Origin of the sequence: Microcoleus sp. LEGE 07076, assembly GCF_015207455.1 — a bacterium.
GTDB lineage: Bacteria > Cyanobacteriota > Cyanobacteriia > Cyanobacteriales > Microcoleaceae > Microcoleus.
Genome location: NZ_JADEWV010000076.1, coordinates 1 through 21,358 on the forward strand (window position 1 = coordinate 1; position 21,358 = coordinate 21,358).

General features: G+C 47.4%; 22 protein-coding genes and 1 CRISPR repeat array. Of the genes, 10 read left to right on the top strand and 12 right to left on the bottom strand.

From position 1 onward, the window contains the following. Positions 1–172 precede the first annotated feature (172 nt). A complete protein-coding gene (gene btpA, locus IQ270_RS14505; RefSeq protein WP_193973890.1) occupies positions 173–1,060 on the bottom strand; it encodes a photosystem I biogenesis protein BtpA in 888 nt (295 codons plus the stop codon). A gap of 301 nt (positions 1,061–1,361) precedes the next feature. Then, positions 1,362–2,055: a CRISPR direct-repeat array (repeat unit 36 nt; unit sequence GTTTCCGTCCCCTTGCGGGGAAGTGGTTTCGGAAAG). Between the two features lie 17 nt (positions 2,056–2,072). On the opposite strand from btpA, the gene IQ270_RS14510 reads away from it, so the two are divergent. Beyond that, positions 2,073–2,255 (top strand): hypothetical protein, encoded by a 183-nt coding sequence (locus IQ270_RS14510; RefSeq protein WP_193973891.1) that lies wholly within the window; start codon positions 2,073–2,075, stop codon positions 2,253–2,255. 463 nt (positions 2,256–2,718) lie between these two features. Next, the gene (locus IQ270_RS14515; RefSeq protein WP_193973892.1) at positions 2,719–3,714 is read left to right on the top strand and encodes an SGNH/GDSL hydrolase family protein; all 996 of its coding nucleotides are present in this window, start codon (positions 2,719–2,721) and stop codon (positions 3,712–3,714) included. Positions 3,715–3,785: 71 nt separating this feature from the next. Here the strand turns inward: IQ270_RS14515 and IQ270_RS14520 are convergent, their stop codons facing one another. Next, positions 3,786–4,841, bottom strand: a complete 1,056-nt coding sequence (locus tag IQ270_RS14520; protein WP_193973915.1) for a Gfo/Idh/MocA family protein — start codon at positions 4,839–4,841, stop codon at positions 3,786–3,788. Positions 4,842–5,022: 181 nt separating this feature from the next. Continuing rightward, positions 5,023–5,280, bottom strand: a complete 258-nt coding sequence (locus IQ270_RS31060; protein WP_228056370.1) for a hypothetical protein — start codon at positions 5,278–5,280, stop codon at positions 5,023–5,025. Here IQ270_RS31060 and IQ270_RS32310 point away from each other — a divergent pair. Further along, positions 5,253–5,327, top strand: coding sequence for a hypothetical protein (locus IQ270_RS32310; RefSeq protein ID WP_368670117.1), 75 nt, complete (start codon positions 5,253–5,255; stop codon positions 5,325–5,327). The genes IQ270_RS31060 and IQ270_RS32310 overlap by 28 nt on opposite strands. A 35-nt stretch (positions 5,328–5,362) precedes the next feature. On the opposite strand, the gene IQ270_RS14530 is transcribed toward IQ270_RS32310, so the two are convergent. The 3 genes from IQ270_RS14530 to def form a co-directional block, all read right to left on the bottom strand. Then, the gene (locus IQ270_RS14530) at positions 5,363–6,688 is read right to left on the bottom strand and encodes a PrsW family glutamic-type intramembrane protease (protein WP_193973893.1); all 1,326 of its coding nucleotides are present in this window, start codon (positions 6,686–6,688) and stop codon (positions 5,363–5,365) included. A 257-nt stretch (positions 6,689–6,945) separates the two neighbouring features. Then, positions 6,946–7,146: a hypothetical protein gene (locus IQ270_RS14535; protein WP_228056373.1), complete on the bottom strand. Its 201-nt coding sequence runs from the start codon at positions 7,144–7,146 to the stop codon at positions 6,946–6,948. Beyond that, positions 7,146–7,706, bottom strand: a complete 561-nt coding sequence (gene def / locus IQ270_RS14540; protein WP_193973895.1) for a peptide deformylase — start codon at positions 7,704–7,706, stop codon at positions 7,146–7,148. The genes IQ270_RS14535 and def overlap by 1 nt, the downstream gene beginning before the upstream one ends. A 101-nt stretch (positions 7,707–7,807) precedes the next feature. On the opposite strand from def, the gene IQ270_RS14545 reads away from it, so the two are divergent. After that, on the top strand, positions 7,808–8,320 hold the full coding sequence (locus IQ270_RS14545; protein ID WP_193973896.1) for a DUF1648 domain-containing protein: 513 nt from the start codon (positions 7,808–7,810) through the stop codon (positions 8,318–8,320). 1,207 nt (positions 8,321–9,527) lie between these two features. Next, positions 9,528–9,764, top strand: a complete 237-nt coding sequence (locus IQ270_RS14550; protein ID WP_193973897.1) for a hypothetical protein — start codon at positions 9,528–9,530, stop codon at positions 9,762–9,764. Between the two features lie 10 nt (positions 9,765–9,774). On the opposite strand, the gene nadB is transcribed toward IQ270_RS14550, so the two are convergent. The 3 genes from nadB to IQ270_RS14565 form a co-directional block, all read right to left on the bottom strand. Next, positions 9,775–11,427, bottom strand: coding sequence for an L-aspartate oxidase (gene nadB, locus IQ270_RS14555; RefSeq protein WP_193973898.1), 1,653 nt, complete (start codon positions 11,425–11,427; stop codon positions 9,775–9,777). Between the two features lie 391 nt (positions 11,428–11,818). Beyond that, complete coding sequence (psbU, locus tag IQ270_RS14560) at positions 11,819–12,253, bottom strand: photosystem II complex extrinsic protein PsbU (protein WP_193973899.1); 435 nt, start codon at positions 12,251–12,253, stop codon at positions 11,819–11,821. Positions 12,254–12,542: 289 nt separating this feature from the next. Next, the gene (locus IQ270_RS14565) at positions 12,543–13,526 is read right to left on the bottom strand and encodes an adenylate/guanylate cyclase domain-containing protein (RefSeq protein WP_193973900.1); all 984 of its coding nucleotides are present in this window, start codon (positions 13,524–13,526) and stop codon (positions 12,543–12,545) included. 125 nt (positions 13,527–13,651) lie between these two features. Between IQ270_RS14565 and IQ270_RS14570 the strand changes: the two genes are divergently transcribed. The 3 genes from IQ270_RS14570 (at position 13,652) to IQ270_RS14580 (ending at position 15,591) form a co-directional block, all read left to right on the top strand. Continuing rightward, positions 13,652–14,068 (top strand): hypothetical protein, encoded by a 417-nt coding sequence (locus tag IQ270_RS14570; protein ID WP_193973901.1) that lies wholly within the window; start codon positions 13,652–13,654, stop codon positions 14,066–14,068. A 160-nt stretch (positions 14,069–14,228) separates the two neighbouring features. Beyond that, entirely contained in the window at positions 14,229–14,999 is a 771-nt protein-coding gene (gene hisF / locus IQ270_RS14575) for an imidazole glycerol phosphate synthase subunit HisF (protein WP_193973902.1), read from the top strand. Between the two features lie 250 nt (positions 15,000–15,249). Continuing rightward, positions 15,250–15,591 carry a low temperature-induced protein gene (locus tag IQ270_RS14580; RefSeq protein ID WP_193973903.1) on the top strand — a complete coding sequence of 114 codons (342 nt, stop codon included), beginning with the start codon at positions 15,250–15,252 and terminating at the stop codon, positions 15,589–15,591. A 385-nt stretch (positions 15,592–15,976) separates the two neighbouring features. Here the strand turns inward: IQ270_RS14580 and IQ270_RS14585 are convergent, their stop codons facing one another. Then, entirely contained in the window at positions 15,977–16,993 is a 1,017-nt protein-coding gene (locus IQ270_RS14585; RefSeq protein ID WP_193973904.1) for a sulfate/molybdate ABC transporter ATP-binding protein, read from the bottom strand. A 447-nt stretch (positions 16,994–17,440) separates the two neighbouring features. Between IQ270_RS14585 and argC the strand changes: the two genes are divergently transcribed. Further along, positions 17,441–18,499 carry an N-acetyl-gamma-glutamyl-phosphate reductase gene (gene argC / locus IQ270_RS14590; protein ID WP_193973905.1) on the top strand — a complete coding sequence of 353 codons (1,059 nt, stop codon included), beginning with the start codon at positions 17,441–17,443 and terminating at the stop codon, positions 18,497–18,499. Here argC and IQ270_RS14595 read toward each other — a convergent pair. Together IQ270_RS14595 and eno are read right to left on the bottom strand one after the other, a co-directional pair. After that, on the bottom strand, positions 18,496–18,693 hold the full coding sequence (locus tag IQ270_RS14595; protein ID WP_193973906.1) for a hypothetical protein: 198 nt from the start codon (positions 18,691–18,693) through the stop codon (positions 18,496–18,498). The genes argC and IQ270_RS14595 overlap by 4 nt on opposite strands. A 37-nt stretch (positions 18,694–18,730) precedes the next feature. Beyond that, the gene (gene eno / locus IQ270_RS14600; RefSeq protein ID WP_339384170.1) at positions 18,731–20,020 is read right to left on the bottom strand and encodes a phosphopyruvate hydratase; all 1,290 of its coding nucleotides are present in this window, start codon (positions 20,018–20,020) and stop codon (positions 18,731–18,733) included. 287 nt (positions 20,021–20,307) lie between these two features. Between eno and IQ270_RS14605 the strand changes: the two genes are divergently transcribed. Further along, positions 20,308–21,228: a calcium-binding protein gene (locus tag IQ270_RS14605; protein ID WP_193973908.1), complete on the top strand. Its 921-nt coding sequence runs from the start codon at positions 20,308–20,310 to the stop codon at positions 21,226–21,228. Positions 21,229–21,358: the final 130 nt, after the last annotated feature.

Genomic DNA, 21,358 nt, shown 5'->3' on the forward strand with positions numbered 1-21,358 from the left:
CTAACAACTAACAACTAACAACTAACAACTAACAACTAACAACTAACAACTAACAACTAACAACTAACAACTAACAACTAACAACTAACAACTAACAACTAACAACTAACAACTAACAACTAACAACTAACAACTAACAACTAACAACTAACAACTAACAACAATTCCTATTTTACGTTTTACTCCTGACTTTGCCCGGTTCCGGCGTGGGCCCTCTCGATCCGTTAGCGTCTTTGTTTTTTTGTTCGAGCTCTTTCTGGGACAAGCTGCGGCGGGCGGCTTCTACAAATTGACTGACGCGGATCGGATCGATCGGCTGTTCGATGCGCCCGTTTCGCTTCAGGGAGCTCGACACAATTACGCCGTCGGCCGCCTGCATCAAGGTGGAAATGTTTTCCCACGAGGCGCCGCTGCCGATAAAAACTGGAATTCCAGCCGCCGCCGCGCTGGCGAGTTCTAAGTCTTCGAGATTGGGAGGGCTGCCAGTTGTCCAGCCGGAAAGGATTACGGCGTCGGCTAAAGCGCGCCCGATCGTCTCTTGAACTGCTGTGGTCAAATTGGGGCTGCCCAGGGGTCGCCCGTGCTTGACTAACACGTCTGCTAATATTTTGACATCGCTGCCCAATTCTCGCCTGTAGCGCATTAGCTGGTGAGCTTGGCCTTCGATTAAGCCTTGGTCTGTAGCCATGATGCCGTTGAGGACGTTGACGCGGATGAATTGAGCTCCCGTACAGGAGGCGATGGCGATCGCGCTGTGGGCGTCGTTTCGCAGTACGTTAACGCCGATCGGTAGCGTGACTAGATTTGTCAGCCTCTCGACTACCAGAGTCATGGCGCTGACAACAGCCGGATCTACGCTGTCTTTAGCAAAAGGAGCGTCGAAAAAGTTCTCGACAATGATACCGTGTGCGCCGCCCGAAGCAAGCGCTGTAGCCTCTTGTTCGGCTCTTCCGATAATAGCTTTGAGGTTCCCCCCCCAGCGGGGGGAAGTTGGCAAAGGCTGTAAATGTACGACACCGATTATGGGATTCGGCGTTTTGAATATTTGTTTTAAGTCCACGGTTTCCTGAAACCACCAAGTTGACGCTACGGCTGCCGGCGGATTTTGACGGTATATTCTAGAATTCTATATCCACAGAGGCGAATCCATTTGAGATTTTAGATTTGGAGTTAGCGGCACTTGCTCAGAAACCGGGATTTTTTGAGGAAAATAGAGCAGGTTCCAGGTTGATGAAGTGCAGTAGCAGCGGGAATTGTGTGATGTTAATCCTCCGGGTGCGGATCTGCCATATCTCGGATAAAACTTGCTCCTTCACGGGTGTATCCGCACCTGACACGGCTTCTCGCCCCCTACTTCTCCTGTTTCCGTCCTCTTGCGGGGAAGTGGTTTCGGAAAGGGGTGGGCGAGTTGATGAAGAAGGAAAATGCCGGTTAGATGTTTCCGTCCCCTTGCGGGGAAGTGGTTTCGGAAAGTACCACGAGACAGCGGTCGCGACAAGGTACAGTGGGGAAAGGTTTCCGTCCCCTTGCGGGGAAGTGGTTTCGGAAAGGAAAGGTCAATTGGCAAACAGGTGAGCTGACAATGTTTCCGTCCCCTTGCGGGGAAGTGGTTTCGGAAAGACAACAAAGGGACGATGGATACACTCCACCCCAAAATGTTTCCGTCCCCTTGCGGGGAAGTGGTTTCGGAAAGAAGAAGAGGATAGCGTGCCTGGGCGCGACGCCCCTGGGTTTCCGTCCCCTTGCGGGGAAGTGGTTTCGGAAAGACTCCCACACCAACGCCAACTCCAGAAAATGAAGGAGGAGGTTTCCGTCCCCTTGCGGGGAAGTGGTTTCGGAAAGAAAACAAATGGCTTGGGTGAATGCTTGGGTAATTTTAGTTTCCGTCCCCTTGCGGGGAAGTGGTTTCGGAAAGTAGACAGTTTCAACAAAAAAGGTGAACTACACGTTTCCGTCCCCTTGCGGGGAAGTGGTTTCGGAAAGAAAAAAGACGAGAAGTTAGTTAGTGCTTCCAATGAGGTTTCCGTCCCCTTGCGGGGAAGTGGTTTCGGAAAGAGTTCTGCTACAACCCCTTGCCCAGCAAGCGTTTCAGCCGTCAAATCGACGCACCTTTTTTTACTTGCAATAAATGGGGGGTAACTTGCAACAAGCACCGTCCCCAAACTGCTGAAATCCTGACACCGAGAGGCATCGACGCACCTCAACCAAAAAATCGGGGTTTGACCGATCGCCCGAGGTGCGTCGATTGCATTTGAGACAAACCAAAAAACCGCACTCTCAGCACAAATCAACCCTTTCTTCAAGGCTTTGCGTAGAAGCATTCGCTTGCTGCTGCGCCAAAACTGTAGAAACTTCCATCGACGCACCTCAACCAAAAAATCAGGGTTTGACCGATCGCCCGAAGTGCATCGATTAGTAGTGCCGCCCCAGCGACAAACAAACCGCGCTTCAACCAAAAAATTATTTTGTTTTCAAGATTCGGAGTAAAAACTTTTGCTTGCTAATAGCTGGTAAAAATATTTGACACTTCAGAGCCGATCGGGCACGAGGATGATTAAGACATTTGGGTCTTAGTCCGCAGGTAGGTTTTTACATCTTGTCCGATTTATCAACTCTACCATATTCATTTGTGAAGATGGATTTGTTATTTTACTTAACAATGGAAAAAAGCCGTCCTCAAAGCACGGGGTTTTTAACCCAATTTTTTGATAACTTCTGATGTTTTTATTGCTTCTTCCTTCTTCTTCCTTCTTCCTGTTAAAAATTTTCGCTGTTACCGCAGGATTGTTCGTGCTGCTGGAACTGCTGCTGCGACTGCTGGGTGTTGGCAATCCCTTGATTTACGTGGCTGATGCCGAGTGCGGTTACTTGTTGGCACCCGATCGAACAGTGCGCCGTTTGGGCAACCTAATTCAGATTAACCAGTATTCCATGCGATCGCCCTCGATCGCCCCCCTTCCAGAACCCGAAACCCTGCGCGTCTTGCTGCTGGGAGATTCCGTTGCTAACGGCGGTTGGTGGACGCATCAGACAAACACCATCTCGGAACTGATGGCCCGACAGTTGAAACAAGAATTTGAAAATTTACCTATAGCACAACCGCAGGCAAAAGTCAAGTATTTTGACTTTGAAGTTCTCAATGCCTCAGCCAACTCCTGGGGGCCGAGAAATCAACTGGCCTACGCCCAGCGCTTCGGTTTGTTTGGATCTCAAATTGTGGTGCTGCTGCTGAATACAGACGACTTGTTTGCCTCGGCCCCCAACGCTGCGGTAGTGGGGCGCGATCGATCTTATCCCGACCGCCAACCCCCCCTGGCAACACTAGAACTGCTGAGGCGCTTCCTGCCAGCATTACCCGCCAATACCCCAACAGCCCCCGCCGCCGAAAATCGCGATCGAGTCGGCTCCAACCTAGAAGCAATCCGCCAAATCAAAAGCATAGCGGATGCTGCCAGATGCCAGTTTGTCCTGGCTCTAACGCCCAAACAGCATGAATTCGGCGAGCCGGGCCCCCGCGACTGGGAAGTCAAGGCCAGAGACCGTCTCGCCGAACTCGTCGAACGCGAGAAAATTACTTACATAAATTTTCTCCCGATTTTCAATTCAGCAGCGGAACTTGCAACTTTGTATCGAGATAGCATTCACCTGAGTCCTCAAGGAAATCAGTTAGTTAGCAAAACTATCAGTCATCAATTGACCTGCTCCCCAATTTGAAAGTAGGGGGTTTTCATCAGTCACTGTAAGGCAGCAGCCCTGTTGGCATAAATTGTGACATCGAATACTAATTAGATCGGCAAAGTAGGCTCCAACTCTTTCGGATTCGGATACCAGGCTTGACCGTCGAGAGCCATTTGCTCGATCGAACTTGCAAGCCGCAGAGCTTTCAGAGCTTGTTCTCCCCCCACAGAAGGCTGATTTCCACCCCGCACGCAATTAATAAAATGCTCCAATTCTGCATGGAGAGGTTCAATATTGCTGGTGTAAACTTTCTCGATCAACCCATCTTGACGGTAAAGCACCTGACCGTAATCTGTCACGTAATTGGCGGTTGTTTGTCGGTGAATCAAGATTTCGTTGTTGAGAAAATCTGCTTCTGTCAGAGAATTTTTGCAGTGAGCCGCGATTGAACGGAGTTTGCGGTGCGTTACCTTGCTCGCAGTCAGAGTGGCAACAATGCCGTTAGCAAAGTTCAGCGTCGCTGTCACGTAGTCCAAATAACCCGAATCCGATGCCCTGCTGCCCGTGGCCGTCAGTTTCACCACTTGGGAATTTGCTAATTCCAGCAGCAAATCGATGTCGTGGATCATCAGATCCAAAACTACCGATACATCGTTTGCTCGATGCGAATAAGGACTCATCCGGTGAGCTTCTAATGCCAGCAATTCTTCAGTCTTCAGCACTTTGCCGAGCTCCTGAAAAGCTGGATTGAAGCGCTCGATGTGACCCACTTGCAAAATCCGGTGGGATTCTGCCGCCGCATTGACCAAAGATTCGGCTTCAGCAATACTAGCCGCGATCGGCTTTTCAATTAAAACGTGAACACCCGCTTGGAGACAAGTCATCCCCACAGGGTGGTGCAGGCGAGTTGGAACGGCGACGCAAACTGCATCTACGTGGGCGAGCAAATCTCGGTAGTCTTCAAAGAAGCGAACCCGGTATTTGCTGGCTACATCAATTCCTCGCTCTACATTTATATCTGCAACGCCCACGAGTTCGACATCTTTGAGCAAGCTCAAAATTCGTGCGTGGTGCTGCCCCATATTGCCAACCCCAATTACCCCTATGCGAAGGGGCTCGGGTTGACCTCGGTGGGCGAAAACGTTTGCGTATCCCAATGACATCCTATCTAGCACTCCTGGATTCTCCTCCACCACAGGAATCAAGCCCGTTGGCTTCCTTAAGCTACTCACAGCCATCCAGATAGTACCACAGTGAAACTATTTGTGAAGAATTTCTAAGTTGAGTTTGGCTGTTGGCTGTTGGCTGTTGGCCCGAAAGCAGTGAGAATGCTGAATACATTGGCTAGGCTGCCACTGAGCCTTTGTTCTCAGCATGGGTCATGCCCCATACCTCAAACACCTGTGTTAAGAATTCGGATACTGAGGCGCGATCGCGCGTGTTCGATCGAATAAACTTAAATAAAATCTGATGGGCCAGACTATGAATCAGAAACAAAGACAGAGATTCGGAAGTGCGATCGCCCTGTTTCTTACACTCTAGTAGATACCGCTGCCGAACCAGTTCCCGAACCCATAACAGTTGCAGGGACAGCTTTAGCACTGGTCGGTTTAAGCTGGTTAAAACAAAACAAAAAAATGGCAGTTTGAGGCGCGATTGCTGTCAAGAATTAAGCAGTCAGCCGTCATTTTTCATAAAATATGCGAGTGGCAAAATTTTGTCCCCGATTGGGAGATAGCGCCCGGGCTTTCAAAATCGCGGCCACCAAAAACGCATAGGACAAAACTCCCACCAAAGCCAGCAACATTACGCTGACGGCACCTGAAGCATTCCACAAAGCGTGAAGTGCGGAGGCGCTGAAATAACCGACGCCCAAAATTTGCCAGCGCTTTCTGGGTTTGAGGGCGCTCAAACCGATAAAATATCCCAAATAGCCGCTGTAAGCCATGTGTCCGGCGGCGGAACCCAAAATTCGGGGAATTAGCAACTGCAATCCTACTAATTGTCCGGCTTCTGGCCCTGCTTGCAGGGTGATATTTTGGATGATATTGGGGACGTACTGGCCGAGAGTTTCTAATAGTGTAAAGCCGACTGCCGAGGCACTTCCTAACAGAATTCCGTCTAAAGGTTCCCAAACGCCGATGCGATCGCGCCAGGGATTTTTTAGTAAATTTCCCAGCAGCATCGCTCCTAAAACGGGCAATGCTTTGAGTAATTCTTCCATTAGACCAGCTCCGAAGAACATTCTGATTAAAAAAGGCAAAAAGCTGATTTGTTCGCCTTCTGCGGGCAAAAGACCGGGCAAAATTTCTCTAAATACTAATATAAATCCCATCAATAAGGGGCTGAGCAATATCAGGACGGTAGCTAAAGCTGTACCCACCAATACCCACCAAGGTTTGTGTTTGCCGCACAGTTGATAGATGAAGTAGTAAGCTGCACCGGCGAGGTAGGCTGACAAGAGGAAGTTGAATGCTGCGGAATTTCCGACGGCGACAAACATCGACACGACAAAGATAACTGTGGCAATACCTGGATATAAGTATGCTTTTTGGCCTAATTGTTTTCCCGTGGAGGCGATCGGGAATAATTGAGTTAAGGTCAAAGCGTCTTTTTCGCGCGGCTCAAAATTGTCGGTTCCGGCCCCGGACAATCCGATTTGAGTCGGGTGAGAGGCGACGCAAGATTCAAATATGAATTCAGGGCCGTCTGCGCCGAGACTGATGCGATCGCCCGTTTCTAGTATTTGGCAGCCTTGCAGCTTTTGGCCGTTGATATAAGTTCCGTTAGCGCTGTTGAGGTCGCAAATTTGCCATCTCGTCCAATTACCCTGAGTCAGGGGACGGACTGCGGCGTGGCGGCGGGAAACCATACCGTGGGCGATCGACTCTAAAGCTATTTGACAATTGCGATCGCGCCCGATCGCCACTTCCCCATATTCATCAAGTTGGTACTTGGACGCTGGCGCTGTCGCAGCGCCTTTGGCTGACACTTGTCGCAGAAATCCCATCTTAATTAGTTATGAGTTATTAGTCATCAGTCATCAGTCATTATCTATTAGTTATTAGTTATTGGTTATTTGTTATTAGTTATTGACAATTCAGAAGTCAGAAGAAACAAGTCAAAAGCAAAAAAATAGCTCTCCGTGTATCAGTGACTTCCGTTTTGTGCGCTTGGTTATTGATTATTAATTATCTTCATCAACAACCAACAACAAATAACTCCTAACCAACAACAAATAACAAATAACAAATAACTGCTAACTAATCATAAATTTGCTCTAGCATCCTGAACGGCGGCATAGAAAAATATCCCTGTTAGCGGTATGCTGAGGGCGAGGATGATGCCGGTAACTAAATTGCCGAGTTGAGCTTGTCCCGAAGACAGCTCAAAGATCGAGCCGACAGCCGCGATCGCAGTGATGCACGAAAGAGCTAACAATAAACCACTTTTTGGAGTTCCTGCCATCATATTGATTTTACTGCCTTAGGCGAAAATTTTTGCTTGACTAATTCTTCATTCAATGCCAGCTTGTTTTCTACTCTGTCTACAAACAGCACTCCCTTAAGATGATCGATTTCGTGCTGGATCACCTTAGACAGCAAGTCTTGAGCTTTGAGTGTTTGGGGGCGGCCGAATTCGTCGCGGTAGGACACTTCAATGACTTCTGGGCGTTTTACTTCTAAATAGACTCCCGGAATGCTCAAACACCCTTCTTGCAAGATGCAGAGTTGGCTGCTGCTACTTTTGATGGTGGGGTTGATCATAACCAATGGGGGTGCAGCGGGATTGTCGGGTTCGCAGTCGATGACAATTACTTGTTTGTGTACTCCAACTTGGGGGGCTGCCAAGCCGATGCCGTCGGCACTGTACATCGTTTGCAGCATTTCTCTGACAAGCTGCCGAATTTCTGTATCGACGCTGCTGACGCGCTTGGCCGACTGCCGCAGGACACGATCGCCTAAAGTGTGTATTGTTAGGGGCGGTTTTTCTAACTTTTTCTTTTCCACCAAAATCTGAGCCGTCATAAAACCTCGCGAAATGTTGGGAAATCCCCAACGCAACCTGTTGGGGGATGAAATTGAAACCAATACTATTATTTTCAATATTAATCTAATTTTAAGTAGCCATGACTGGAAATGCACCAAACCAACGCCCGATTATTTCTCTGGAGATGTCTTTTGCTGATTTGGCGGTAGAGTTCGCCGGGGCAATCGCGATTTTGCTGGCTGTTTTGCTGATTGTACAATTTTGGGCGGTTTTGCCCGATCGAATTCCCATTCATTTCGGATTTTCCGGGCAGCCTGATGCTTGGGGCGACAGAGTGACAATCTGGATACTACCGGGAGTTGCTGCGATTATTTTTGCGGTTTCCACAGCCGCATCCCGCTATCCGCATACTTTGAACTACCCGGTACCGATTACCGAACAAAATGCGCGTCGGCAATATTTGTTTGCCCGAAGCCTTTTAGCTTGGCTGAAAGCAGAGATTTGCTGGCTGTTTGCCTTTGTGGTGCGCCAACAAATTCTTGTGGCTTTGGGCAATGCTCAAAGGTTTAGTATGGAATTGCTTTTAGGGATAATTATTTTCATATTTGCGACGGTTGGTTTGTATTTATTCAAGGCTTATTCGGCTCGCTAGATGTCAGGCAAAAAACTTATATAGCCTTACTCACTAACATGAGGTGCCAAGCAGGCAGGCGCGGCCAAACTGGCCAAACCGGGCTCCGTGGGCATAGGCAAAACTGGGCATACCTCACAAAGCTTGATAACCGCTATATGTACCCAAAAATATATGTTGCTTGTAGCTACTCAATCCTTCGGGTTGGCTCAATTCCTTTGATAATTTCTCGACGGTTTTTGGATTCACTATTCTTGGTCTTCGCGAACGGGGTTTCTGCACAAATAATTCTTCTATTTCTCCCTTTAAGACCAACTGGATAAGCTGTTGCGGCATTTACATTTTATCTGAAAAACAATCAAAAAATGAGTAAGCCGTTGCTCTGAGCATCACCCTGAATATGTAATTTAAATGTGCCACAGCTTAACCATCTTTGTACCGTGGTACGATGTTTCCCTAACCGCACAGCAGCAGACAATACACTAAGGAGCGCGAATTAAATAACTTAGACAAGTTTGTGGGATGGGCGTCCCACCCATCCCACAATAACCATCAAATGGTAAGTTATTTAATTCTCATTCCTAAGCTGTTGCGGCATTTAAACTGTATAACAGCTTACCCATTACAAAGTGTACCTCACTTAACTCATAAAGGCTATAATTTGTCATCTATCATCAGTTATCTATCATTAGATAGACTTAAAAAAGTACGAAACTTATTACAGCAGATAGTCGTCTCAGGTAAATCGAGACTGAGGCAAAAAAGAGTTTTATTTACTGCTTGCAGGGGTAAGGCTCCGTAGGTGTCAGACCCTACAGATAGAGGTTCTACAGGAGAATCTCATAGCAAATCCGGGTTACTTCCCTGCTTATTTCGTAAAAGCAGGTTGCAGCTACGAACAATTCTCTCCTCTTGCTTCGTATTTGAGCGGCACCCTACAACTCGAAACGGGGTTGTTTGCCGAATTTGGTGACTGCAACGTGCTTTTTGTAAAAAACTTCGGTTTCTAGTCCCCCATGCGTAAGTCCTAATTATAAAAATTCAAAAACCGAGACGGGAGACAAGATTTAAATCGCCAAAAAGCATTTATTTATAAAACTTTACGTAAATTTACGAAAATTAATTAAAGCAAATGTAAATATATCAGTGGAACTACGGAAATTGATATGTATAATAGGTTGTACAAACCTGCATCTATTGCGGTGATTTGAATAAGGCTATAAATACAATGCTTACTTTAATTCAGCTCACAACAACGGCAGGCTTGGCTGCCTGTTTGCAAGTGAATATGATCGGCATCGCAAATGCCGCCTTACTTACCAGCAACTCCACCAGCTACTTAACTAAAGCCCGATCGACCTCCACATTGTTGAGAGTCGCCGAAATCTCTATCTCTGGAAATTACGAAAAATACGAACCTGACCCCAACGGGAACCCCAAAAGTGACGGTACGGGGACGCGCTGAACCCAATTTTTCAATCTTCTATGAGTCCAGATTTGTACCAATTCGATTGGTGAATTAAAGTGTGCCTGCACCAATCCCGATCGGTGAGGGGATAGTCCACCCGATAGTGGCCACCGCGACTTTCGGTGCGAAACGCAGCACTTTTGAGAATTAAGTAGCTAATATCCAATAAATTGCCAACTTCCCCCCAATTCCGCAAAACTGAGCTATTTTCCGCATCAGCCGGTGAAAAATCAATAATTTGTCCGGGTCGCAAAAAATTAAGCGTTTGACTCAAAGGCAAAGAGGCAAATTCTTGCCGCCAAAGGTCAACTTGGACGATCGCACTTTCCAAGTCCCGCATTCCCCTGCAAATTCCCGCACTCTGCCACACCAAACTCGGTAATTCCACCCGCAATTTTTCGATCGTGTCAATATCCTGTTGAGAAATCGATCTTTCCCAAATTTCCCCTACATCTTCATCATCTGTGAATGCCTGGGAATTTTCAGATTCCACCTCCAAATGTGCCATTTGCGCGCCAAAAACCAGACATTCCAGCAGCGAATTGCTGGCCAACCGATTAGCGCCGTGTACCCCCGTGCTGGCAGTTTCTCCCACCGCGTACAAACCCGGAATCGAAGTTTGGTTAAACTTGTCAGCCACAATTCCTCCCATCCAGTAATGGGCGGCGGGCGTCACCGGTATCGGTTCGGAAAAAATATCAATTCCCCAATCAGCGCACACTTGAATAATATTCGGAAACCTGTAGCGAAGTCGATCGACCGCAATCGGGCGCAAATCCAGCCAAACATGAGGTTCCCCCGTCTTCTGCAAGTGGCGGAAAATCGCGCGGCTGACAACATCTCTAGGGGCAAGTTCGCCGTTAGGGTGATAGTCAAAAGCAAACCGATATCCTTTGCTATCAACCAAGTGAGCTCCTTCTCCCCGTACCGCTTCGCTAATCAAAAATCGAGGCGCGCCCACTTTACTCAGGGCTGTAGGGTGAAACTGCACAAATTCTAAATCTCGCAACAGCGCCCCGGCACGCCAACCAATTGCCACCCCGTCCCCGGTACTCACCGACGGATTGGTGGTTTGAGCAAAAACCTGTCCACCCCCGCCTGTTGCCAGCACCACGGCTTTTGCCTGCAGCCATTTGACTCTCGTGCCACAAATCGTGCTAATGCCCGCGCAGCGCCCGGTTTTGTCCAGCCACAGACTCAATGCAAAGGCAGGGGATACGACTTGAATGTTTTGGCGGCTCAATACTTTTGCTGTCAGCGTACCTATCACTGCTTTGCCTGTGGTGTCGGCGGAATGGAGCACTCGGCGGCGGGAGTGGGCGGCTTCTAAGGTGAGGGCTAAATCTGGGCCGGCGCGATCGAATGCAACGCCCATTTTCACCAGGGAATCAATGCAATCAGGAGCTTCCTCGACCAAAAATTTCACCGCTGCCAAATCGCAAAGACCGGCTCCTGCTGCCAGTGTATCCTGAACGTGCAGCGCTGCAGAATCTTCAGGGGCGATCGCCGCAGCAATCCCTCCTTGAGCCCAATCGCTGGCAGAAACTGGCAGGGTATTTTTATTGATCGATCCCACGTGCAAATGCTCTGGGAGGCAAAGTGCCGTGTACAAACCGGCTGCGCCAGCACCTATCACTAATACGTCAAATTTTTCAGTCATAAGTCTGCCGATTTTAGATATTAGATTTTAGAATTAACTCTCAATATGAATTTTGGGGCTGGAATTAATGTCGGTCGATTTTATCTGATATTTCTTGCACTCATTCACAAATCATCTGAAATTATCTGCGTCTATCTGTGTTGATCAGCCTTTTATCTGCGATTCATGTATTAATCGAGGATTTATGCAACTCAAGTCTGTATTAGATTTACTCTACAAATCAATCTCGAAAACGCACTTGTTTCATTCAATTTCGGGAATTTCTGCTAGCTTTGCAGAATGATTGAGAAATTAAAGGCAGAAGTCATCAGCCTCTAGAAAAAAAATCTTTTCTTTCTGCCTTCTGCCTTCTGCCTTCTGCCTTCTGCCTTCACAGGAGAGGCGCTGCTATCTAATCGTAGAAACCGTTATTCAACCTGGTGTCTCCTTCAATAAACACTGATTCGACATCAGTTACAGTGAATTTGTCCACGTTAGCTTCTAGCACCTTTTTCTGAGCTTGCGTCAAGCCTGAAATGTTGAATACGTCCTCAACTTTTTCGTAAGGAGCATTCTTAATAATTAGTCCAGCTAAAGTAGGATACAACCCTCGAAATTCCCGAAAATCTCGGACGCCACTGTTGTTCAAGTCAAGTTTTTTGCCGTATTCTGTGGCAAGTTTGTCATCGGCGCGATTGGTTCTACCCGGAGCTTCAACCGCTATGAGCGAGGATGGTGGCAAGACGAGACGGCTGAATGTGGCCGCGCTCGCGCTTTGCTCTCCAGCCCATGCAAAGCAGCCCAGCACTAAGCCCAATACTGCCAATAGACGACCCAATCGTTTCATGAAGTTTTGTCTCCCAATTTCATACACAGCATTTATGTAGAGACTACCATTTTGCTTATGCAGTTTTTCAAAGAAATCCGTAACAGGTAGAGAGTAGTTAAAAACTTTTAGATTTAGATATTGACACGAGGGACTAAATATGGTAGAAGAGCGAAATTTAAGCGAAATTTAGCCGATCGCAACTCAGTCAGAGCGATTGCCAAAAATTTTATAGCAGGCGCTGCAAATTAAAAACTGGGACTGGGATTTTTAAAGGTGAATTTTGGCTGGGCATCCAATTTTCTACCTATCAAGAACCCTTTCCTTTCATTTTGAGAAAAGCGTTCAAGTCAGGATAAGTACCTCCGTAAGTCACGCTGGGAGTGTCGTAACCCTTCAAAGCCACGGTGTGCTGCTCAAAAGCGTCCTGGGCGCCGAGTTCCGTCAGGTATTTGTAGGTGGTTTCTCCCACGGCGATATCTTTGCCGAGTTGCTTGGTGCAAGACTCCAAACGAAATGCTGCGTTGACAGTATCACCCAAGGCGGTGTAGTCCGATCGGTCGCTGCTGCCAGAATTTCCCACCATTGCATAACCGGTATTGATTCCAGCCCCGACTCGCAAAGGAAAAGGTAGGGGGTAACGGCTGCTGAGTTCGTCCGTTGCCTTGTGCAGTTCGCTCAAAGCTTGGCAAATCCGCATCATTTCCTCGGTGGTGACACCGCTGGGTTTGTGAAACCAGACGGCCATAATGGCATCGCCGATGTATTTGTCCACCCAACTGCCGTGTTCGCGAATGATGTGTCCTGCTTTGCGGAACCAATTGCCGATGACTTCCGATAGTAGAGTTTCGTCTAGCTGTCTAGTCAAAACTGTAAAATCTCGGATGTCCATTACCATGACGGTAATCAGGCTACGTACCGTCAAAGTCGCGGTAAAATCTTCAGAGTCTGTGTCGTGTATTCGATCGATCCGGCGACCTGCCAATGGGTTGTAGAAATCCAATTCGGTTTGACCGAAAATAATCCGATCGCCATTTCTAAGCGTCACAGGAATACTTACCCGCCGCCCGTTGACAAAGGAACCATTGCGGCTGCCCAAGTCGATCAAGTAGAACTCTCCGGTCTCCATTTGCTGTAGCATCGCGTGATTGCGAGAAATCCAGCGATCGGTCAATACAAAATTATTGTCATCATTCCGCCCTACTGTCCAGCAATTGCTGCCGGATAGCGGCAAGTAGCGATTGCCAGTCTCTGTACGAAGTAACAAATGTGGATTGGCTTGCAAAGTCACCACAGCCCTAGAAACAACATCAACTCAACCGATTTGAGGTTTTAAACTTTAAATTTTAACTTTACCGCGCGGCTTATAACTGAGATTGCTCCTAAAAAACCTCAAATCGGCTGTTTTCAAATCTAAAATTGTCACGGTCGATCGTCGATGCACCTAACCCATACAGGATTGCCGAACCACAATTCGCCAGCGAAGGTAGTTATGCTTCGATCTTAAGCGAAAGTGTCATATTTTTTCACCCTACAGATGTATCCAACGAGTTGCACCTGCTGCTTTTTGCTAGAAAAAACTGGCAAATGGCTCTGTATCTCAAACCTAGAATTCTTAAGAAATCAGGTATCTTTAAGATTTGTTACTTTACTTCAAGTTTGGAATATCTCAAGGGGAGCCTCTGTGTTTTGCTTGTTGAAGCACTCGCACTCAAGCCAAAAAATGCTTTCTACAAAGCTAAAGATGCTTCCGACATCAACAGAACCCCCTTGGGGCGTGTTAATTATCCATCAGGACTTACCTCCGGCCAGGGGACAGACCGACTTTCGACCTAGTTTTTCACAGAAACCCGGTTTAAGAGCGTAAATCCTGACCATTTTAGATTTGAGATTCATTGAATTGGGATTGACTTACTGCATAATGGTTTGGATCGCCAGCATACAGTCAGTTGCATCTTTTTTGGGAACTGATATAAGTTAGTAACACGAAAATTTTATGTTGTCAAAAAGAATTTTGCCTTGTTTGGATGTGAAAGCCGGCCGCGTGGTCAAAGGTGTCAATTTTGTCAACCTCAAGGATGCTGGCGATCCGGTGGAAATGGCTCAGGTATACAACGATGCGGGTGCTGACGAGTTGGTGTTTTTGGATATTACCGCGACTCACGAAGACCGCAACATTATGATTGATGTTGTTTACAAAACTGCCGATCGAGTATTTATCCCTTTGACAGTGGGCGGCGGCATCCAATCCTTGGACACGATTAAAAGTTTGTTGAGGGCAGGCGCTGATAAAATCAGCATTAATTCGGCGGCAGTGCGCGATCCGAGTTTGATTGACAAAGCGAGCGATCGATTTGGCAATCAGTGCATTGTAGTCGCGATCGACGCCCGCAAACGGCAAGATGCGGATCATCCCGGTTGGGACGTGTACGTGCGCGGAGGGCGAGAAAATACAGGCTTAGATGCGATCGTCTGGGCTCAAGAAGCCCAAAAGCGCGGCGCAGGCGAAATTCTGGTGACAAGCATGGACTCTGACGGCACTCAAGCCGGTTACGACTTAGCATTAACCCGCAGCATCGCCGAAGTAGTAGAAATTCCCGTGATTGCTTCCGGTGGCGCAGGCAACTGTCACCACATCTACGAAGCCGTGACCGAAGGCAAAGCAGAAGCCGCACTCCTGGCTTCCCTGCTGCATTACGGCCAACTCGGCATCGGAGAAATTAAGACTTATCTAGCAAAACATCAAGTTCCCGTGCGGCAGCAGTAGTTTAGTCTTGACTGCAGCCGAGATACCAGACTCATCTATCGGAAGACACAAAGCAAAAATATTCCCTGAGAAGGATTTCAAATACCAGTATTTTTAGCACAATATTATATATTACCTCAAGTTCAGAGAGTTATACTGTTCAATGGTATACTTTTATCGAACTTGAGCTACAGATTGTGCAGAATTTGAGCGAGCTTCAGCCTGTTAACAATCTCAGCGATGAAAATTTGTAAAAACGGAGAAAATTTGTATGTCTTTTATCAGCTTTAATACCCCCGCCAAGCGTTTATTTCGCAGTTTGATAGCTGTTTGTTTTTGTGCATTGATGTTTGTTTCTAATGCTTTCCCGGCTTTTGCCGTTACCAGCAGCCCCACTCAAGGTGAAGATCAACTTTTGGGAATTGAGAAAGAAGCTCAAAAAGCAGTTTTGAAAGACCCGATGTCTTTGAAAGAAACTCAGAAAAAAGCTAACGAAGGGATTAATGAAGTTCAGGGAGATGCTGACAGCGAGAAGATGAAAAATCCTTCTAATACAAGGGCGACATCATTTGAGCAACAAGTCAAAAAGGCTGTCACCAACATTAAAGATTAATAGCGCAGTTACCGGCATAAAAAACTAGGGACATGGCAGCGCCGTGTCTTTCTAGTTTTGATATGCTATTTAAATTTAGCTCGCTCTCTAAGAGATGGTGTCCGCTCGATTAACGGCACAGGCCAGCAGGTTCGTAGTGCCGAATGCGAGTCCGCTCTTAGCAACGAAAATTTAATAAATTAAACATAGGCCACACTCCTATCTCTCCAGAAGCTGAGGGGTAAAGAGAGGCAGAACCTCCGGATCAGCATTACCAGGCTCTTCCTGGTAACGAGCAAATTAAGGACGCGCGCCAGCAGGTTAGTAGTGCCGAATGCGAGTCCGCAAATTGGAGCGTATGCAAGTCCGCACTGCGAACCGGGCGATCGTTCCAGCGGAGTGGAATTCAGATAGAATAAAACAGTGGAAAAGATTTGGCACCTTTCGGCTTGACGAACACTCTTTGTTGCGGCTGTAACATCAATTGGTCAAACTTTTCTCGGGTCAAATTAGCATTGAGCACTTGACCGTCATCTAAGGTTAATTCTACCTGAATTTCCCATCCTAAATGAATCAAGCGACTGATTCTTGCAGGCACTGTGGCACTATTTTCTGTGGTTTCAATTACTACGTCGTGAGGGCGCAAGAAAATTTCGGGGTTGGCTGAGTCAAAGCCGTTGTCTTGAAACATTCTCGAACTGCTGGGCAAGACATTGACTGGGCCGATAAAACTCATGACGAAGGCACTGGCTGGATGGTCGTAAATTTCGGCGGGTGTGCCTATTTGTTCGATTTTACCTTTATTCATTACTGTAATTCGATCGGCAACTTCCATCGCTTCTTCTTGGTCGTGCGTCACAAAGACTGTGGTAACGTGCACTTCGTCGTGCAATCGTCGCAACCAAACGCGCAAATCTTTGCGGACTTTAGCATCGAGGGCTCCAAAAGGTTCGTCTAACAGCAATACTTTTGGTTCCACAGCCAGGGCTCTGGCGAGGGCTACGCGCTGCCGCTGACCTCCTGAGAGTTGCGACGGGTATCTATCGCCCAATCCTGCTAATTGCACTAAATTCAACAATTCTTCTACCCGCGATTTGACTTTCGCGGGTGCTGTTTTCTGAATTTCCATCCCGAAAGCGATGTTTTTTCGCACTGTCATGTGCTTAAACAGTGCGTAGTGCTGAAACACAAACCCAATTTTGCGTTCTTGAACGCTGGTATTGGTGGCATCTTGGCCTGTCAGCCAGATTTTGCCGGAGTCGGGCATTTCTAAACCTGCAATCAGCCGCAGCAGTGTAGATTTGCCGGAACCAGACGGGCCCAGCAGTGCGACTAGGGAACCGGATTCAATTTCTAAGCTGACTCGATCGAGTGCTTGGAAACTGCCAAACTGTTTTGATACGTTTTCGACAACTATGCCCATAGGAAGAAGTCAATAGTCAGTAGTTAGTAGTCATTAGTCATTAGTCAGCAGTAGGGGCGGTGCCTGTGAGTGCCCGCCCTTTCGGCAGTCACCAGTCAACAGTCAGTAGTCAGAAGAAAAAGGGGGAAATCCCAATCTCCGGTTTGTTGATGGGTTAAGGTAAGTTTTTTATAGCACGATACCACATCTGTTGGTTAACTCTAGGGTTTTGGCGATCGACCGATCGAGAAAACTAGCAAATTAATGAGAACGGACGCAGCTTTCAGAGGCGAAGGCAGACTCTATCGTAATTTGAGACCAATTGGTCTTGAAACGGGATTTTGACCCGCGGCGCGGGCAGTCATAACAAAACAACACAATTCTTTGCCACCAAAGTTGGCATTTGGTACTACAATGCAGCAAAAGTTCAAGCGTTTTTGACTTCAACGGCTGAGGGGATAAAGGAAAATGGGAGATGTTGGACGTGTGCCTGTAGGAATTATCGGCGCTTCAGGTTACGGGGGCGTGCAACTTGTGCGACTGCTGGCGGATCACCCAGCGGCAGAAGTAGTGTATGTGGGCGGGGATAGCAGTGCGGGAAAACCTTTTTCCAGCCTTTATCCGCATCTGACTAACTGCATTGACTTGACTGTTGAGGCGATCGACCTCGATCGAATAGCAGCAAAATGTGAAGTTGTGTTTATGTCACTCCCGAACGGTTTAGCTTGCCAAATGGCACCGACGCTGATCGAAAAAGGCTGCAAAGTCTTGGATTTGTCGGCTGATTACAGATTTGAAAATCTGGAAACTTACAAAGCTTGGTACGGCGGCGAACGATCGGACTCTCAGGTAGCAGCGACCGCTGTTTACGGTTTGCCAGAATTGTATCGCGATCGCATTAAAGACGCTCAATTAGTAGGCTGTGCCGGTTGCTACGTCACCGCTAGTTTATTAGCCCTGGCACCCTTGCTAAAACAAGGTCTGATCGTGCCAGAAACAGCAATTATCGACGCTAAATCAGGCACTTCGGGAGGTGGCCGCAAAGCCGAAGTTAATCTGTTATTAGCAGAAGCTGACAATTCCATCGGCGCTTACGGGGTTGGCCGCCACCGCCACACCCCTGAAATTGAGCAAGTTTGCAGCGATTTAGCCGGACAAGATATCAAAGTCCAATTTACTCCCCACCTGATGCCGATGGTGCGGGGAATTCTGGCAACTGTTTACGCAAATTTGCGAGATCCCGGATTGGTGCGGGAAGATTTAATCACGATTTTCACCGCTTTTTACCGCAATTCTCCTTTGGTAAAAGTGTTACCGGCTGGGGTTTATCCGCAGTCAAAATGGGCTTGCGGCACAAATCTTTGTTACATCGGCGTGGAAGTCGATCCGCGCACCGATCGGGTAATTGTGATGTCGGCGATCGACAATTTAATTAAAGGTCAAGCCGGTCAAGGCATTCAGTGCATGAACTTGATGATGGGTTGGGAAGAAACTTTGGGTTTGCCACAATTGGCTTTCTATCCTTAATTGGGAATTGGGCATTGGGCATCGGGCATCGCTGGTTCCCAGGCTCTGCCCGGGAAACGATGTCCAGAGGCTCTGCCTCGAAAAGCGATCGTAAAATTACCCAAAGTCTTTGGATCGAAAAGCGATCGGGAAATTGGAGGCAGAGCCTCCGGATCTGCGTCCCCAGGCAGAGCCTGGGAACGAGGATTACCCATTCCCAATTACCCATTCCCAATTACCCATTCCCAAATTTTACTTTGGCCCGTAACCGATCGCACCAGCATATATCGCCCGATCGCCCAATTCGTCCTCAATCCGCAACAAGCGGTTGTATTTAGCCACCCGTTCGCTGCGACACAGAGAACCTGTCTTGATTTGACCTGCCCGAGTCGCTACCGCTAAATCAGCAATGGTGGTATCCTCAGTTTCACCAGAACGGTGGCTGATGACCGATCGATAGCTGTTCCGTTTGCCAAGGTCGATCGTATCCAAAGTCTCCGACAAAGAACCAATTTGATTCAGCTTAATCAAAATCGAATTACTCGCTTTCAAATCAATCCCTTTTTGGAGGCGTGTGCGATTAGTTACAAACAAATCGTCACCCACCAATTGAACTTTGCTGCCCAATTTTTCAGTCAGCGCCACCCAACTATCCCAATCGTCTTCATGCAAACCATCTTCAATGGAAACGATCGGATATTGACCAGCCAAACCATCCAAATAATCGATTAATTCTGCCGGCGAATGAGCCACACCGTCGTAAGTGTACTGCCCATCTTTATAAAATTCGCTAGCAGCAACATCCAAAGCCAAAGCAACTTGTTCCCCCGGTTTGTAGCCAGCTTTTTCAATCGCCATCATCAACAAATCCAAAGCTTCCTGATTCGAGCCTAAATTAGGAGCAAAACCGCCTTCATCGCCAACACCAGTCAGCAAATTTTTGTCTTTCAAGACTTTAGCTAGACTAGCAAATACTTCTGCTCCCCAGCGCAAAGCTTCCTTAAAAGATGGTGCTCCCACCGGCACAATCATAAACTCTTGAATGTCTACATTGTTGTCCGCGTGAGAACCACCGTTGATTACGTTCATCAGAGGTACGGGCAGAACGTTCGCCAAGGTGCCGCCCAAGTAGCGGTAAAGGGGGAGTCCTAAAGTTTCGGCGGCTGCCTTTGCTGTGGCTAAGGAGACTCCGAGAATGGCATTTGCGCCGAGATTGGATTTGTTGGGGGAACCATCCAACTCAATCATAGTTCGATCGATTAATTCTTGGTCGATCGCATCCAAATTAGCCAAAGCGGGGGCAATTTTGTGTTCGACGTTAGCAACAGCCTTCAAGACTCCTTTCCCGCCGTAACGGTTTTTGTCGCCGTCTCGCAATTCGTGGGCTTCAAAAGAGCCTGTAGACGCGCCGCTGGGCACTTGGGCGAGCCCGACAACACCGTTGGCTAGATAAACTTCCGCTTCAATGGTGGGGCGGCCGCGAGAGTCAAGGATTTCTCTGGCCTGAATAGATTCGATCGCAGTGTCTTGCATATTAACGATTCCTGACTTAACTCAAGGTTTGATGACAATTAGCATTCAGTAGGTTTTAGGTAACTGACTGCTGACGGGTAATAGATTACGCGATCCCCAGAATTATTAGCGCAGAGTTCAAAATATTTGCGGATTTGGGCTGCCCGGTGTCAATAATCCATATTTATTGCAAAAAGCTTCAGACAATTGTAACAATAATTTGATTCTTTCAACAGTAGATTCACGCAGATTTGTTAATTCAAACCTTTGTTAAAATCAGAAAATCAACAAAATCAATCAAACAGGAAAACCCTCAAATGTTAGAAACAAATATTGGAGAAATTAGAGCATTAGCTGAAAACACCGACCCCATAATTCTCGACCCCCCAAACATCAGATTGCTCACAGGACCTTTGCCAAATCCCGGAAGCGATCCCAACTTTTTTGACCTTACTGTCAATGACGATATCGTTCAATTAGCTAACGGAATCCTCCGCAACACTCCCGGCGGTTTGCGGGGCTTGGGCGGCAACGATTTTGTCCGAGGTTCAGGGGGTGCGGAACTGATGAACGGGAACAGCGGTAACGATACTTTAATCGGAGGTTGCGGCAGCGATACTATTCGCGGCGGTCAAGATTTTGACATACTTTATGGGGATTGCGCTAACGACATTCTCAATGGAAATCTAGGTGATGACTACGTTTATGGAGGCACTGGAAATGACTTTGTTCGCGGGGGTAAAGGTAATGACAATTTAGTCGGAGACAGTGGAAACGATACTCTGATTGGTGATGCTGGAATTGACAAACTTTGGGGAGGAGAAGGTGCAGATTTGTTTGTCCTCCGCAGAGAATCGGGAGCAACTTCGGGGGAAATTGGTTCGGAACAACCACGTCCAGCGGGCAATTTTCTGGGTCAAGTAGATGAAGTGCCCGCAGATTTTATTCTCGACTACAATCGGGCCCAAGGTGATGTAATTGGATTGGCTGGAGGGTTGACGCGAAATGACATTATTTTGAGCGAAAGGTTTTTGACGGTTGGCGATGCTAGAGATTTTGATAGCAGTGGCCCTTTTCCTCCGGGACAGCCTCGAACTGCTGATTTTAGAGTGGTAAATATTACGGCGACGGTGATTCGGGAGGCTAGTACCGGAAATATTTTGGGTTTGGTAAAAGATGTGTCACCTTCTCAACTTCAGTTTACCTCTGTATCTGACGGGGCGATCGCCCTTGGATAATCCTCGTAGGTTTGTAGTCAGGACTTTAGTCCTTCTTTCTGAAGACTAAAGTCTTCACTACAAACCTCACTTCCTCCTTCGTAGTCACGACTTTAGTCCTTCTTTCTGAAGACTAAAGTCTTCACTACAA

What these genes read in the sequence shown, in the direction of transcription:
- psbU (WP_193973899.1), bottom strand. Translation starts at nt 12,253, where the DNA reads ATGAAACGATTGGGTCGTCTATTGGCAGTATTGGGCTTAGTGCTGGGC.
- IQ270_RS14605 (WP_193973908.1), top strand. Translation starts at nt 20,308, where the DNA reads ATGTTAGAAACAAATATTGGAGAAATTAGAGCATTAGCTGAAAACACC.
- nadB (WP_193973898.1), bottom strand. Translation starts at nt 11,427, where the DNA reads ATGACTGAAAAATTTGACGTATTAGTGATAGGTGCTGGCGCAGCCGGT.
- IQ270_RS14535 (WP_228056373.1), bottom strand. Translation starts at nt 7,146, where the DNA reads ATGGCAGGAACTCCAAAAAGTGGTTTATTGTTAGCTCTTTCGTGCATC.
- IQ270_RS14515 (WP_193973892.1), top strand. Translation starts at nt 2,719, where the DNA reads ATGTTTTTATTGCTTCTTCCTTCTTCTTCCTTCTTCCTGTTAAAAATT.
- IQ270_RS14530 (WP_193973893.1), bottom strand. Translation starts at nt 6,688, where the DNA reads ATGGGATTTCTGCGACAAGTGTCAGCCAAAGGCGCTGCGACAGCGCCA.
- hisF (WP_193973902.1), top strand. Translation starts at nt 14,229, where the DNA reads ATGTTGTCAAAAAGAATTTTGCCTTGTTTGGATGTGAAAGCCGGCCGC.
- def (WP_193973895.1), bottom strand. Translation starts at nt 7,706, where the DNA reads ATGACGGCTCAGATTTTGGTGGAAAAGAAAAAGTTAGAAAAACCGCCC.
- IQ270_RS14595 (WP_193973906.1), bottom strand. Translation starts at nt 18,693, where the DNA reads ATGGGTAATCCTCGTTCCCAGGCTCTGCCTGGGGACGCAGATCCGGAG.
- IQ270_RS14580 (WP_193973903.1), top strand. Translation starts at nt 15,250, where the DNA reads ATGTCTTTTATCAGCTTTAATACCCCCGCCAAGCGTTTATTTCGCAGT.
- IQ270_RS14550 (WP_193973897.1), top strand. Translation starts at nt 9,528, where the DNA reads ATGCTTACTTTAATTCAGCTCACAACAACGGCAGGCTTGGCTGCCTGT.
- IQ270_RS14520 (WP_193973915.1), bottom strand. Translation starts at nt 4,841, where the DNA reads ATGTCATTGGGATACGCAAACGTTTTCGCCCACCGAGGTCAACCCGAG.
- argC (WP_193973905.1), top strand. Translation starts at nt 17,441, where the DNA reads ATGGGAGATGTTGGACGTGTGCCTGTAGGAATTATCGGCGCTTCAGGT.
- IQ270_RS14545 (WP_193973896.1), top strand. Translation starts at nt 7,808, where the DNA reads ATGACTGGAAATGCACCAAACCAACGCCCGATTATTTCTCTGGAGATG.
- IQ270_RS14585 (WP_193973904.1), bottom strand. Translation starts at nt 16,993, where the DNA reads ATGGGCATAGTTGTCGAAAACGTATCAAAACAGTTTGGCAGTTTCCAA.